The following is a 13,807-nucleotide window of genomic DNA, read 5'->3' as shown; positions in this document are numbered from 1 at the left end:
GAAGTGCTGAGTCCGGTGTTTTTAACCCCCGGCGCTACAGGATTGATCGGCGGAGGGATTTTGTGGAGATTCAGGCATGCCCCGTTTATCTACCCTTTTCCTCCCGCTGTGCTTCGGCGCGGCGTTTTGTTTCGCTTCCAGTTCCAGGGATTGGAGCGCTTACCTCGGGGATCGCTCCTCGAGCCAGTTTTCGGAGCTTTCGCAGATCAACGCCGATAACGTTTCCCGCCTCGAAGTCGCGTGGATTTGGAACGGCGACCCAAACGGCAGGCCGGAGGGAAGCCGTTCGGAGATGCAATGCAATCCCCTGGTCATAGACGGGGTGCTCTATGGCACGGATGCGAACATCGACCTCATCGCTCTCGATGCCCGCACGGGGGAGCTGCTCTGGAAGTTGGATCCTTACGATGGCTTGGAGGTTTCGGAAGGGCGTGGTGTGAATCGCGGCTTGGCGTATTGGGAGAATGGTGACGCGTCGCGAATCCTTTTTGGCGTGAGCCGGTTCTTGATCGCCGTGGATCCGAGGACGGGGCAGCGGATCGAATCCTTTGGGGAAGCGGGGCGGGTTGACTTGAAGGCGGACTTGGGACGGGACACGGAAGGCTTGCAGGTGATGGCCAATACGCCCGGGGTGGTGTATGGCGACTTGATCGTGATGCCGATGCGGGTGGGAGAGGGGCCGGCTCCGGCGGCTCCGGGAACGATCCGGGCCTATAGCGTGCGCACGGGCGAATTGGTCTGGCGTTTCAATACCATTCCCCAGCCGGGCGAGCTTGGCTACGACACTTGGCCGCCGGAAGCTTACCGGAGCGTAGGCGGGGCCAACGTGTGGGCGGGGATGAGCGTAGACGTGGAGCGGGGGATTATCTTTTGCCCGACCGGTTCGGCGGCTTTCGACTTTTGGGGCGGGGATCGGTTGGGGGAGAACTTGTTTGCCAACTGCTTGATTGCTTTGGACGCGGCGACAGGGGAGCGGATTTGGCACTATCAGTTCGTGCGGCACGACCTGTGGGATCGGGACTTGCCGGCCCCTCCGAATCTCTTGACGGTGCATCGCGAGGGAAAGTCCATTCCGGCGGTGGCTCAGATCACGAAGTCGGGCCATGTGTTTCTCTTCAATCGAGTGACGGGCGAGCCTTTGTTTCCCATCGAGGAGGTTCCGGTGCCGTGGTCGGACTTGCGGGGCGAGCAGACTTGGCCGACCCAGCCGCTGCCCACGAAGCCGGCTCCCTTCGCGCGGCAGCAATTTTCGGCGGACCAGATTACGGATATATCGCCGGAGGCGCATCGGGAGGTGATGGACCGTTTCGTGACCTTGCGTCCGCACCTGCCCTTCATGCCGCCGAGCAAGGAGGGCACCATCATCTTTCCAGGTTTCGATGGCGGCGGGGAGTGGGGCGGAGCGGCAGTGGATCCGAACGGCATTCTCTACGTCAATGGCAACGAGATGCCCTGGGTTTTGACGATGGTGGACGCGACTGCGGCGGAGAGCGAGGGGCAGCGGCTTTTTATGCAAAACTGCGTGGGCTGCCATGGGGCGGAGCGCGAGGGAAGCCTAGCCCAGAACGTTCCCGCTTTGACCGGTATCCAAGATCGCATGACGCGAGAAGGGATTCTCGAACGCATCACCCAAGGCAAGGGAGTGATGCCCCCGTTTGGCTTTTTGGAGAAGCGGGACCTCAATGCCTTGGTCGATTTCCTGGTGAGCCGCGAGGGAGGGGATCGCCATGCCGACAGAGCTGCGAAGAAGGGCGAGGGAAAGTCGCGTCCGTGGACGCATACCGGATACCGACGTTGGTTCGACTCGAAGGGGTATCCGGCGGTGAAGCCGCCTTGGGGCACGCTCAACGCGATCGACATGAATACCGGGGAGTACCTGTGGAAGACGACCTTGGGGGAATTCGAAGAGCTGACGAAACTCGGTATCCAGCCGACGGGTACGGAAAATTACGGCGGACCGGTGGTGACGGCGGGCGGCTTGCTGTTTATCGGAGCGAGCAAGGACGGGTATTTTCGTGCCTTTGACGCGGCTACGGGCGAGGAGCTCTGGAAGCACAAGCTGCCAGTGGGCGCCTATGCGACGCCCGCAGTTTACGAGATCGAGGGGCGCCAGCATGTGGTCGTCGCTTGCGGCGGCGGCAAGATGGGCACGCCGCGCGGGAACTATTACGTCGCGTTTGCCTTAGGCGATTAGAGGCCGCGCCCGCGATCGGCGGAGGCCCGCAGGGCTAGGGCGACGTCTCGCGAAAGGCCGCTCCTGGAGGGATGGCCTATTGCTCGAGGCAGTCGCAGACGCTTTCGCAGAGGCCGATGAAGGTTTCTTCCATGAGGGAGAGGCGGCGGCCTTTGAGGTAGCAAACGCCCCAGGTTCGCTTGAGTTGCTTGCGGCTGGGGGCGAGCAGGTGGATGCTGCCGTCGGCTATCTCCTTTTGGGCGACCCAAGGGGCGATGATGCCGACGCCGATGCCGATTTTGACCAGCTCCTTGATGGCTTCCATGGAGCCGAGCTCGATAACCTTGTTGAAGGAGTGGCCTTCGGCCCGGAAGTGGCGGCGGATGGACTCGAAGGTCATGCTGCCCTTGCTGTAGGTGACGAAGGTTTGCTCGTCGATTTCGCTCGGAGGAGCGACTTTGCGGCTGGCCCAGGGGTGGGAGGGAGCGACGGCGAACTGGAGGTTGTCCTCGAAGACGGATTGGCTATCGATGTCGTCGCTGGTCTGGGGCGAGAGGGTGAGAGCGAGGTCGATCTCGTTGCCGCGCAGTTCGTCCATGAGCTCCTTGGCGTTGTTGGGAGAGATGGAGAGCTGGCAGTCGGGAAAGGTCTGGCGGAATTCGCGGATGACGGTAGGCAGGATGTATTGGCAGGCGGTGGTGCCGGCCCCGATGCGCAGGCGTCCGGCGCCCCAGCGGCTGAGCGCTTCGAGCTCGCCGCGCACGCTTTGCATGCGCTGGTGGATGCGGTCGGCGGCGGCCAGGAAGATGTCGCCCGCCTCCGTGAGGTGTATCTTCCGGCCCAGTCGATTGATGAGCGGGCAGCCGAGATCATCTTCAAGCGCCTTGATGGAATGGCTTACCGCGGACTGCGTAAGATTGAGCTGTTTGGCTGCCAAAGTGAAGCTCCCCGTCTCGGCGAGGGTCTTGAAGGCTAGGAGTTGGCGGCTGTCTATGATGTCTTCTCGCATGAATGAAATTGTTGAGTGGAGGGGTTATATAAAAATAATTTGGATTTCAAGCGATAAGACGAAATTGGCGCGAAGGTCGCTGTCTGGGTTCCCAATGGACGAATTTGAGAAAAAGGATTCTGAAGCAATTGCTATGCCCAGACTGGTGGGTAAGCGAAGATCGGCGATCCGTCTGGGCTATATCGGCTTGGTGGACGCTGCTCCGCTGCTGGTGGCCGACCATTATGGGTTGTTCGAAGGCAAGGGCTTGGATGTGGTTTTGAGCCGTGAGGTCGGTTGGGCGACGATTCGCGAAAAGGTTCTTTTTGGCGAGCTGGAGGCGGCCCATGCCTTGTCGACGCTTCCTTTCGTAGCGACATTGGGCTTGGGCTCGGCCGCGGTGCCTTGCGTTGCGGGCATGGTGATCAGCCGCGGCGGCAATGCGGTGGTCCTGTCCGAGGAGCTGCGCCATCGCGGGGTGAAGAACAAGGAGACCTTGAAGGTCGACGTGGATAATCGGAAGGCGTTTCGCAAGTACAAGTTCGCCACGGTGTACGCTTGCTCGCCGCACAACTTCCATTTGCGGGAGTGGTTGGCTTCGGCTGGCATCGATCCGGATGCCGACGTGGAGCTGGTAACGCTGCCGCCTGCCCAGATGTGCCGCAACTTGGCGGCCGGTACGATTGATGGGTTTTGCGTGGGCGAGCCCTGGGCGAGTCGGGCGATCGGGGAGAAGATTGGCTGGTCGCCGGTCAACTCCGAAGACTTGAGCCCCGGCCATCCGGAAAAGGTTTTGATGGCTCGGGAGGATTATGCCCGCGACCATTTCGAGGAAAACGTCGCTTTGATCGCAGCCATCGTGGAAGCCGGCGCCATTTGCGAGGATCCGACCCAGCGGGGCCGTATCATCGAGCTGCTCAGCGACCGGAAGCGAGTGAACTGCCCTCCCGAAATTTTGGACAAGTGCTTGTCGCCAGCTTTCAACTACGGTTTAGGGCGGGTGGAGCACCGGCCCGGATTTTTGCGTTTTCACCATGGCGATTCGGCCCGCCCGACGGACTCGGATACGGATTGGGTCTTGGATCGATTGGGCCGTTCCTGCGCCAAGGCGGCCGAGTCGGCGCGACTGGAAAAAGCGAGGAACGTGTTGCGGCCGGAGCTCTACGACGCGGCCATGAGCTTGCCCTGCTAAGCGGGAAGAGCAGGGGCTCCATGGACTGATGACGAGGATCTGCCGCGGGTAGGTCCTCTTTTTTTGTGTCTAGGTCTTGGCCGAGAATCACGCTTCCCGAGTCACGGTTTTCGATAAGGAACCAGCGGGGAGAATTCCTCAGTCCCGAGGCGCGTTTCGCACAGTGGCGGCGCAGCTGTGAGGTTTCGATGGGGGTGGGGTGAAAACCCTTGCGCTCAAATTCCGCCATGAGCGCTTTTAGGCAATCGCTCAAACTTGCTTCGATCCTATGGAATCCAATAATTCCTTGGATGAATGATTTTCATTAAGGAGGGGTAGGATAAAAAATCCTAATAATTTGAATTTGTCGGGGAAGGATCTGTAAGTTGTTCCTTTCCAGTGGATAGCGGGAGTGGCTGGACGGCGGGTATCGGCTTGTCGTGTGAGAACGGCTGTGCGTTTCACGAATTTTGGCACGCAGGAGGCTATTGTTGGGTATCAGGTTTCTGACTGATTTTGCTCACCGCCTACCTCGCGGATGTAGTGGGAGGGTCGATACGGGAGCCGTTCTTTATTAGCCTAAATACACAATCACCGGAATAAAAACCAGAATGATCAACCTAAAGAAATGGATCACCACTGCCAGCGTCTCGCTGGCGCTTTCCTCGCTTCACGGCGAGCAGCTCGACCTCGAGAAGGACGAGCTCAAATTCGGTTTCATCAAGCTTACGGACTGCGCCCCGATCGTAATCGCTAAGGAAAAGGGCTTCTTCGAAGACGAGGGGCTTCAGGTGGAAGTTATCGCGCAGCCGAACTGGAAGCAGCTTCTCGACAATGTGATCAACGGCGAGTTGGACGGAGCCCATATGCTCTCGGGCCAGCCGATCGCGGCAACTATTGGCTTCGGTACCAAGGCTCACATCGTGACTGCCTATACGCTTGATTTGAATGGCAATGGCATCACGGTTTCCAACGCGATTTGGGAGCAGATGCAGGAGAACGATCCGGCTCTCGATACGGACACTCCTGCTCATCCGATCAAGGCGGACGCTCTGGCCCCGATCGTGGAGGAGATGCTCGAGGAAGGCGAAAAGTTGCAGATGGGTATGGTTTTTCCTGTATCCACTCACAACTACGAACTTCGCTACTGGCTAGCCGCGGCGGGCATACATCCGGGTTTCTACACGTCGGAGGACAAGAAGGGATTCACCAACGCTCAGGTGGAGCTCTCCGTAACGCCTCCGCCTCAAATGCCAGCCACGCTCGAAAGCGGAAACATTAGCGGCTACTGCGTGGGCGAGCCTTGGAACCAGCAAGCGGTCGCCAAGGGCATCGGAGTTCCTGTTACTACGAACTACGACATTTGGAAGAACAATCCGGAGAAGGTTTTCGGCGTGAACGCCAAGTGGGCTAAGGAGAATCCGAACACCCATATCGCTGTAGTTAAAGCGTTGATACGTGCAGGGAAGTGGCTGGACGAGACGGACGAGGACGGGATTCTCGTCAACCGCGAAGAGGCGGTACGCATCCTTTCGCAGCCTAACTACGTGGGTGCGGACTTCGACGTGATCAAGAATTCCATGACCGGCTATTTCTACTTCCAGAAGACCGACAAGCGCGAGATGCCGGACTTCAACGTCTTCTTCAAGTACCACAGCACCTACCCTTGGTACAGCGATGGCGTCTGGTTCCTGACGCAGATGCGTCGTTGGGGTCAGATCACCGAGCCTAAGCCAGCCGAGTGGTACGACGAAGTAGCCAAGGAAGTTTACCTGCCGGAGGTTTATCTGGAAGCGGCCAAGCACCTGCTCGAGGAAGGCTATATTTCGGAGGAAGACATTCCCTGGGATACGGATGGCTACAAGCCGGCGACCGACGAATTCATCGATGGAGTCCTCTACGATCCGAAGGATCCGATCGGTTACCTCAATTCCCATAAGATAGGAAACAAGGACTAGAATTTGTTTTAGGTAGTATGAGTTAACTAGGGGGCGATCTAGCGAGTACCTGTCTGCGAGATCGCCTCCTTTTAGAACCTGCAAGTCCCACCTTCAAACCTCTCTCTCTAAGATGGCTGAATCTACTAAGGATAAAATTAAGTATCGCATTCTCAAGACGCTCGACGTGAGCGGCTTCACCGCGTTCGACCCGGTCATTCGATTGATCTTTGGCGAAGAGCCGCAAAAGCAGTTCGCCGCTATTGTTAAGTACCTCGTGATCCCTGCCTTTTTTGTGCTCAGCTGCATCTGGTTTTGGTCTTGGATAGGCCCGCGCCACAAGACCAAGTCGGGCGAGGTGCCGACCCCGGATATCGTTTGGGAGTCGGTGCAGATCAACGATACCATAGCCGAGCGAGAGAAGGTGAAGCGGAGCGATTTCCAGCTCAAGGGAGCGGAGCGCGAAGCGGCTCTCGAGCAAGTGGCCCGCGAGTACGAGATCCTTAGCGAGGAGGTCAAGGCTGCCAAGGCCCTGGTCGCGGAGAAGGAGGCCGAGAAGAAGGCTCGCGAAGAGAAGCTGATCGCTCCGCTGGAGGCGAAGTACGAGTCGCTAAAATCTGAATACAGGGATGCCGCTAAGGCTCGCGACGCTGAGATCGCCCGAATCTCGGAGGAAGTTTCCGAAGGGAAGCTGGAGGCTTCGGCTTTGATCGCGGCCATCCGCAACGACGGAATCGCGACAGATAGGGAGCGCTCCGAGCTCAATTCCTACAAGTCTCGCATCGACGAAATCCGTTCCCAGAAGTACAAGCCGCTCGATCAGGCCCGTAAGCAGTACGACAGCGTGGCGGACAAGCAATTTTTCATGAAGACGCGCCTCGAGTTTCTCGATGACCGTAACTTGTACGTGAAGCTGGACGAAGCTCAGTCCGAACTAAATGAATACATGGCTGAGCTCTCGACGGCTGGCTCGGCGAAGGATGCCTTGAAGATCGCGAAGCGAGCTGTGCGAGCTGAGGAGAGCGTGGCTCGCCTGGAGGGGCAGGAGTATGCCTCGGCCGTTACGATCTACCACCAGACGAAGCGTTCGATCTTCACGGTATTCGTGGGCTTTTTCATGGCCGCCTTCGTGGCGATACCGGTGGGGATCATGTGCGGACTGAACAAGATCTTCATGGCCTGCATGACGCCGATCATCTCGGTGTTCAAGCCGGTGTCTCCGGTGGTGTGGCTGCTGATTTTCCAGATCGTTGTCGGGGCGTTCTTTCCGGATCCGGAGAACCATGCCTTGCTTAACTTCCTGAATAACCTGCCGCTAATTTCGTCGCTCGAAATCAATCCAGCCCTGATCTTCTCGGCCTGTACGGTAGCGATGTGCGCGGTTTGGCCGGCATTGGTCAATACGGCGCTCGGCGTCGCGTCGATCGACCAGGACCACGTGAACGTGGCTCGTGTGCTCCGTCTCGGTTTTTGGAGCCGCTTGTTCAAGATCGTCATCCCGTCCGCCTTGCCGCTGGTGTTCGCAGGCTTGCGCATTTCCTTGGGGGTAGGCTGGATGGTTTTGATCGCGGCGGAGGCGCTTTCCTCGTCGGACGGACTGGGCAAGTTCGTTTGGGACGAGTACCAGAACGGCTCTTCGCTCACTTTCGCGAACATCATCATGGTTTGTTTCGTGGTCGGTATCATCGGATTCTTCCTGGATCGCATGATGATTATCCTGCAGCGCTTCGTCTCCTTCGACGGCGGTGGCACATCGGTATAAATTGAACGGATACGGAGAACGCTAGTTATGGCTTACTTGGAATTGAACAATGTATCGATCGGCTTCGGTCCGCCGTCAAATCGCACCGAAGTGCTGAAGGATATCAATCTGTCGGTTGAGGAGAACGAGTTCGTGGCAGTGATCGGATTTTCCGGGAGCGGAAAGAGCACGCTGATGTCCTTGCTCGCCGGCTTGCAGAAGCCCGACAAGGGGCAGGTTCGCCTGCATGGCTCCGTAGTTGAAAATCCAGGACCGCGCTTGGGCATCATGTTTCAGAACTATTCCCTGCTGCCGTGGCTGACGGTTTTCGGAAATATCGAGCTCGCGGTGCGGCAGGTGTTTCCCAAGTTCAACAAGGCTCAGGTCAAGGAGCACGTGGAGCGCTACGTGGAGATGGTGAGCTTGACGCCCGCCTTGGAGAAGAATCCGCACGAGCTGTCCGGCGGCATGCGGCAGCGCGTTTCGCTGGCTCGTACCTTGGCCATGCAACCGGAGGTCTTGCTCCTGGACGAGCCCTTGAGCGCTTTGGACGCTTTGACGCGAGCGGTCTTGCAGGACGAGATCATTCGCATTTGGGAAGAGGACAAGCGCACGGTGGTGATGATCACCAACGACGTGGACGAGGCGACGCTGATGGCGGACCGGATCGTGCCTTTGACGATCGGGCCGGAGGCGACCTTGGCAGAGCCGTTTCCGGTGACGATGGAGCGGCCCCGCGACCGAGCGAATTTGAACAAGAACCCGGAGTTCATGAAGCTGAAGAATTCGGTGACCCGCTTCATGGTTGGCATGAACAAGGAGTCCAAGGACCTGAAGGTCGATACTTCGGTCAAGATGCCGAATATCATCCCTCACGATTTCACCCCGCCCAGCCGTACCTCCGTGAAGGTCAAATAAAGGAAGGACAAGAACGATGATTGAAGATAGATACGTAGAGCTGTTCGAGGTCGTGAAGGCCTATCCGAACCCTTTTGGCGAAGCGATCAAGGTGGTGGACGGTTTCAACTTGATGGTGAAGCAGGGGGAGCTGGTCAGCGTGATCGGCCACTCCGGTTGCGGCAAGTCGACGGTGTTGAACATGGTCGCGGGCTTGATTCCGATCAGTTCCGGCGGCGTGATCGTGGCGGGTCGCGAAGTGACCGGCCCCGGTCCGGACCGGGCGGTGGTTTTCCAGGCTCCCTGCTTGCTGCCGTGGCTGACTTGCTACGGCAACGTGATGCTGGGGGTGAAGCAGGTTTTTCCGGATGCGTCGAAGGCGGAGCGCCAGCAGATGGTGGAGTATTCGCTCTGCGCGGTCGGGCTGAAGGACTCGATGCACAAGTATCCGAAGGAGATGTCGGGCGGAATGCAGCAGCGCGTGGGCATCGCTCGAGCGATCGCCTTGCGTCCGAAGATGCTTTTGCTCGACGAGCCTTTCGGGCGACTCGATTCGCTTACCCGCATGGAGTTGCAGGAGGTGATCCTGAACATCCTGAACTTCGAGAAGATCACTACCATGATGATCACGCACGATCCGGACGAGGCGGTCTACATGTCGGACCGGATTTGCATGATGACCAACGGCCCTGGGGCCAAGGTGGGAGAGGTGATGGATATCGAGTTCGAGCGCCCGCGCGATCGCGAGGAGATCATGGAGACGTCGCAGTTTTATGAATACCGTCGCCGCTTGCTGCAGTTCCTCGACGACTGCGAGAAGGAGAAGATCGCCCGCAAGAAGGCCAAGGTCGGGTAGGGCAGCGGAGCGAGCGTTCGTCGCTTGCTCCGTTTCGTTTCCGGGCAAGCGTTTCTTGTGGAAACGTTCCCCTCGTTGAGGGTGGAGTCAGTTATGAACAAAATTACAGTTTTCGCTTAAAAAATCGAAGTGGATTAATTTGAGCGCCGGGAGCCTTTGGCATGGGCATAGCTAAATGTTCGAATTGACGCAGTTCCGGATTGGCGGAGCGCGGTAGAACTCCCTCAAGCAATGTCACAAAGCAAAATTAACATCTTCAAGATTTCCGACCCCCGGATCTTCACGCTTCATATTACGTGGTTCGCGTTTTTCCTGACCTTCGTGATGTGGTTCAGCCATGCGCCGATGCGCGATGCCATCATGGCGTCCTTCGACATGACGACGGCGCAGTGGAAGGCGCTCCTGATCCTGAACGTGGCCCTTACGATTCCCTCTCGTATCGTGGTGGGCATGTTGGTGGACAAGTTTGGCCCTCGCCACGTCTACAGCGGTTTGCTGCTGGCCGCGGGCGGGCTTTGCCTCTTTTTCTCCATGGCGAGCAGCTACGAGATGCTGGCCCTGGCCCGACTGCTGATGGGCTTCATCGGGGCCGGCTTCGTGATCGGGATTCGCATGATCGGCGAGTGGTTTCCGGCTAAGACGGTGGGCCTGGCGGAAGGCATCTACGGCGGCTGGGGCAACTTTGGCTCGGCGGCTGCGGCCTGGACCTTGCCGACTTTGATGCTCTTCTACGGCGGTCCTGACGGATGGCGCTACGCGGTCCTGACTACTGGGGCGATCGCCGTTTGCTACGGAATCTTCTTTTTCCTGAAAGCCCGCAATACGCCGAAGGGCTCGACCTACTTCAAGCCCAAGAAGTCCGGCGGCCTGGAGGTCACTTCCAAGCGCGACTTTTATTTCCTGATCGGGATGACGGTGCCGATGTACGCTTGTTTGGCGGTACTGGCCTGGAAGCTGTCTCCGTCCGGCGTAGCCTTGCTGACGCAGGGGGCGACCTACGGGATCTATATTGCATTGGCGGCGCTCTTCGTCGTGCAGACGACTTCGATCTACAAGGTGAACAAGGACATGCTGAAGAGCGGGGTGGACGAGCAGCAGCGCTACAAGTTCAAGCAGGTGGCGATCCTCGACATCAACTACTTCGTGACCTTCGGTTCGGAGTTGGCGGTGGTTTCCATGTTGCCGGGATTCTTTATGGACACCTTCGGGCTGACGCCGCAAATGGCGGGGCTGTTCGGCGGCGGGTTCGCTTTGATGAACCTTTTGGCGCGTCCTTTTGGCGGTCTTGTATCCGATAAGTTCGGACGCCGCGCGACGATGTTGATTCTCATCTGCGGATTGGCGGTAGGCTATTTCGTGATGGGCATGGTGGACGGGACGTGGCCCTTGTTGCTCGCGGTGGCGGCTACCATGATGTGTTCCTTTTTCGTGCAGTCGGGCGAGGGTGCGGTCTTCGCGATCGTGCCGCTGGTCAAGCGTCGTCTTTCCGGTCAAATCGCCGGCATGGTGGGCGCCTACGGAAACGTGGGCGCGGTGACCTTCCTCACCATCTACAGCTTCGTGGACGCGTCGACCTTCTTCATGGTTATCGGCTGCTCCTCGGCCCTGGCGTTCGCGGCGTCCTTCTTCCTGGAAGAGCCTCAAGGCCATACGGTCGAGGTCTTGGACGACGGCACGGTGCAGAAGATCGAAGTCGCTTAGCTGCCCGATGTTATTTTGATATGTAGTTTCGTTTATTGTAATTGCGATGGGCGCTTCCGCTTGGGAGCGTCCATTGCTGTTTTCGCATTGAGCGATTTAGCTCGTTTGGCTTAACTCGCTTCTACTCCTTTCGTTTTCTGATGCCCCATTCCCCCTTTCAAATAAAGTCCGCCCTGAAGATCGAAGCGGGCATGTCCAGCGATGCGGGACCGAACGAGCAGAACGACGACTGCCTAGGCGTGCGAGTGCCGGACGGTCCGGAGCTCGGGACCAAGGGGGTGGCGGCGGTCATAGCCGACGGCGTGAGCGCTGCGGAGCACGGCAAGCAGGCCGCGGAGATTTGCGTGCAAGGTTTTCTCAACGACTACTACGACGCTCCGGAGGCCTGGACGGTGGCGACCTGCGGCAACAAGGTGCTACACTCCCTGAATCGTTGGCTCTACGGTTTGGGGCAAAGCAATTCGCGCGACGGCCGCGGCTACGTGACGACGATGACTTCCTTGGTCTTCAAGGGGGAGAGCGCTCATATCTTCCACGTTGGAGATACCCGCATCTACCGCTTGCGCGGCAGCGATTTCGAGCAAGTGACGCGGGACCATTCCTTCAGCTATGGAAAGGGCGGTTCGGGCTTGGCTCGCGCCATGGGGATGGATACGGGGCTCGATATCGAGACGTCCAACTTCCCTCTGGAGGTGGGCGATCGCTATCTCTTGTCGACCGACGGTATCCATGGATTCCTGACGGATTCGGTTTTGAAGGAAGCAGTGAAGTCGGCGAAGATCGGGGCCTTCGACCAAGCCTGCGAGGCGCTTTGCCGAAAGGCTCTCGAGGCGAAGGGCAACGATAATTGCTCGGCGATCCTGATCGAGGTGCAGGGGGTGGGGACGGCTAGCAAGCGAGAGCACCAGCGCCATTTCAAGCGATTGCCCTTTCCTCCGGAACTTGCTCCCGGGATGAAGATGGACGGCTACGAGATCGAGAAGGAGCTGCAGGCGACCAGCCGCAGCCAAACCTATATCGCTCGCGAGATCGAAAGCGGGCGAAAGGTGGTCATCAAAACGCCGTCGGTGAACTTCGAGGACGACAACGGCTACATCGAGCGTTTCATCATGGAAGGGTGGATTGGGAAAAAGCTGAACCATGAACGGCTGGCAGGCGCTTTCGTGCCGCCGCATGGACAGAATTTCCTGTATACGGTTCTCGAATACATTGAAGGCGTTTCCTTGGAAGGCTGGATGCGTGAGAATCCGAAGCCGGACGTCAGGCAGGTTACTAACATTGCGCGAGAGATTCTGCAGGGCTTGCGGGCGATGCACCGTCAGGAGATGCTGCACCAGGACTTGAAGCCGAGCAATGTGATCATCCATCCGCAGCGCGGGGCAATCATCATAGACTACGGTTCGACGCGGGTCGCGGGCTTGCAGGAGATCGATGCTCCGTTTTTAGGCGAGCATGCTTTGGGCACGCTAGGCTACAGTGCTCCGGAGTATTTTTTGGAGAAGAAGCCGAACCGCAGGTCGGACCTATTTTCCCTGGGGGTCATCGTATACGAAATGTTGACGGGTAAGCTGCCTTACGGGGAGAGGTACGAGCGGTGCCAGTCGGTGCGGGACTTTTCGGTGCTAGAGTACCAGCCTGCGACCAAGTACAACTCGCACGTGCCGGTATGGTTGGATGGCGCCTTGCGGAAGGCGGTGGCGATCAATCCTCAGCTTCGCTACGAATCGTATTCGGAATTCGAGTACGACCTGGAGCATCCGAACCCGAAGTTCCTACCGGAGAATGCCGGACCCTTTATCGAGCGCAATCCGGTATTGTTTTGGAAGCTGGTAGCAGGGGGCTTGCTGGTGGCGGAAGTGGCGACGCTGTTTTGGTTTTTGCGATAGCGCACCGTAGCGCGGCGCTTTAGCCCGCGTCCGTGGAGGATGGAGCCTGCAGCGCGGACGCGGGCTGCAGGATCCGCGCTACGGGATTTTGCGACAACTCGTTGTTTAGCTAAACTGGATCAGCAGCTTTCCGTCTTCCTCTTTGATGGGGTAGGTCTTGAGGCAAGCGGTTTCCTTGTCGGTGAGGCATTCGCCAGTGTTGAGCGAGAAGGAGCGCTTGTGCAGGGGACAGGTGATTTTGGGTTCGCCGTTCAGGTCGCCGGTGAGGCCGCGGCTGAGGACCATGCGCTTGTCGTGCGGACAGAGGTTTTGGGTGGCGTACCACTCCTTTTCTCCGGAGAGCTTGAATACGGCGATCTGTTCGTCGTCGATTTTGATACAGACGCCAAGGTCGGAGTTGAACTCGTCCGGCTTTCCGATAACGGTCCAAAGGTTCGAGGAAATGTTGTCAGACATT

10 protein-coding genes are annotated in these 13,807 nt (G+C 58.2%); 8 read left to right on the top strand and 2 right to left on the bottom strand.

Annotated elements, in window-relative coordinates; all coding sequences use genetic code 11:
- The first annotated feature begins 76 nt into the window (after positions 1-76).
- Positions 77-2,194, top strand: a complete 2,118-nt coding sequence (locus tag QEH57_RS21550; RefSeq protein WP_309008862.1) for a PQQ-binding-like beta-propeller repeat protein — start codon at positions 77-79, stop codon at positions 2,192-2,194.
- A gap of 76 nt (positions 2,195-2,270) precedes the next feature.
- Here QEH57_RS21550 and QEH57_RS21545 read toward each other — a convergent pair whose 3' ends face one another.
- A complete protein-coding gene (locus tag QEH57_RS21545) occupies positions 2,271-3,182 on the bottom strand; it encodes a LysR family transcriptional regulator (protein WP_309008861.1) in 912 nt (303 codons plus the stop codon).
- Between the two features lie 133 nt (positions 3,183-3,315).
- On the opposite strand from QEH57_RS21545, the gene QEH57_RS21540 reads away from it, so the two are divergent.
- The 7 genes from QEH57_RS21540 to QEH57_RS21510 all read left to right on the top strand — a co-directional run bounded on the left by QEH57_RS21540 (position 3,316) and on the right by QEH57_RS21510 (position 13,350).
- Entirely contained in the window at positions 3,316-4,353 is a 1,038-nt protein-coding gene (locus QEH57_RS21540; protein WP_309008860.1) for an ABC transporter substrate-binding protein, read from the top strand.
- Positions 4,354-4,943: 590 nt separating this feature from the next.
- Positions 4,944-6,290 carry a CmpA/NrtA family ABC transporter substrate-binding protein gene (locus QEH57_RS21535; RefSeq protein WP_309008859.1) on the top strand — a complete coding sequence of 449 codons (1,347 nt, stop codon included), beginning with the start codon at positions 4,944-4,946 and terminating at the stop codon, positions 6,288-6,290.
- A gap of 112 nt (positions 6,291-6,402) precedes the next feature.
- Positions 6,403-8,031 carry an ABC transporter permease subunit gene (locus tag QEH57_RS21530; RefSeq protein WP_309008858.1) on the top strand — a complete coding sequence of 543 codons (1,629 nt, stop codon included), beginning with the start codon at positions 6,403-6,405 and terminating at the stop codon, positions 8,029-8,031.
- Between the two features lie 27 nt (positions 8,032-8,058).
- Complete coding sequence (locus QEH57_RS21525; RefSeq protein WP_309008857.1) at positions 8,059-8,928, top strand: ABC transporter ATP-binding protein; 870 nt, start codon at positions 8,059-8,061, stop codon at positions 8,926-8,928.
- Positions 8,929-8,944: 16 nt separating this feature from the next.
- Entirely contained in the window at positions 8,945-9,763 is an 819-nt protein-coding gene (locus QEH57_RS21520) for an ABC transporter ATP-binding protein (protein ID WP_309008856.1), read from the top strand.
- A gap of 231 nt (positions 9,764-9,994) precedes the next feature.
- Positions 9,995-11,464, top strand: coding sequence for an MFS transporter (locus QEH57_RS21515; RefSeq protein WP_309008855.1), 1,470 nt, complete (start codon positions 9,995-9,997; stop codon positions 11,462-11,464).
- Positions 11,465-11,604: 140 nt separating this feature from the next.
- Complete coding sequence (locus QEH57_RS21510) at positions 11,605-13,350, top strand: bifunctional protein-serine/threonine kinase/phosphatase (protein WP_309008854.1); 1,746 nt, start codon at positions 11,605-11,607, stop codon at positions 13,348-13,350.
- Between the two features lie 105 nt (positions 13,351-13,455).
- Here the strand turns inward: QEH57_RS21510 and nirD are convergent, their stop codons facing one another.
- Positions 13,456-13,806: a nitrite reductase small subunit NirD gene (gene nirD, locus QEH57_RS21505; protein ID WP_309008853.1), complete on the bottom strand. Its 351-nt coding sequence runs from the start codon at positions 13,804-13,806 to the stop codon at positions 13,456-13,458.
- Position 13,807 lies beyond the last annotated feature (1 nt).

The organism is Pelagicoccus sp. SDUM812005, from assembly GCF_031127875.1.
Lineage (GTDB): Bacteria > Verrucomicrobiota > Verrucomicrobiia > Opitutales > Opitutaceae > Pelagicoccus.
Note: the sequence above shows the minus strand (reverse complement) of the source record. Positions and strands in the feature narration are given on the sequence as shown.

Coding starts and splice junctions, on each gene's coding strand:
- QEH57_RS21550 (WP_309008862.1), top strand. CDS start 77: ATGCCCCGTTTATCTACCCTTTTCCTCCCGCTGTGCTTCGGCGCGGCG.
- QEH57_RS21545 (WP_309008861.1), bottom strand. CDS start 3,182: ATGCGAGAAGACATCATAGACAGCCGCCAACTCCTAGCCTTCAAGACC.
- QEH57_RS21540 (WP_309008860.1), top strand. CDS start 3,316: ATGCCCAGACTGGTGGGTAAGCGAAGATCGGCGATCCGTCTGGGCTAT.
- QEH57_RS21535 (WP_309008859.1), top strand. CDS start 4,944: ATGATCAACCTAAAGAAATGGATCACCACTGCCAGCGTCTCGCTGGCG.
- QEH57_RS21530 (WP_309008858.1), top strand. CDS start 6,403: ATGGCTGAATCTACTAAGGATAAAATTAAGTATCGCATTCTCAAGACG.
- QEH57_RS21525 (WP_309008857.1), top strand. CDS start 8,059: ATGGCTTACTTGGAATTGAACAATGTATCGATCGGCTTCGGTCCGCCG.
- QEH57_RS21520 (WP_309008856.1), top strand. CDS start 8,945: ATGATTGAAGATAGATACGTAGAGCTGTTCGAGGTCGTGAAGGCCTAT.
- QEH57_RS21515 (WP_309008855.1), top strand. CDS start 9,995: ATGTCACAAAGCAAAATTAACATCTTCAAGATTTCCGACCCCCGGATC.
- QEH57_RS21510 (WP_309008854.1), top strand. CDS start 11,605: ATGCCCCATTCCCCCTTTCAAATAAAGTCCGCCCTGAAGATCGAAGCG.
- nirD (WP_309008853.1), bottom strand. CDS start 13,806: ATGTCTGACAACATTTCCTCGAACCTTTGGACCGTTATCGGAAAGCCG.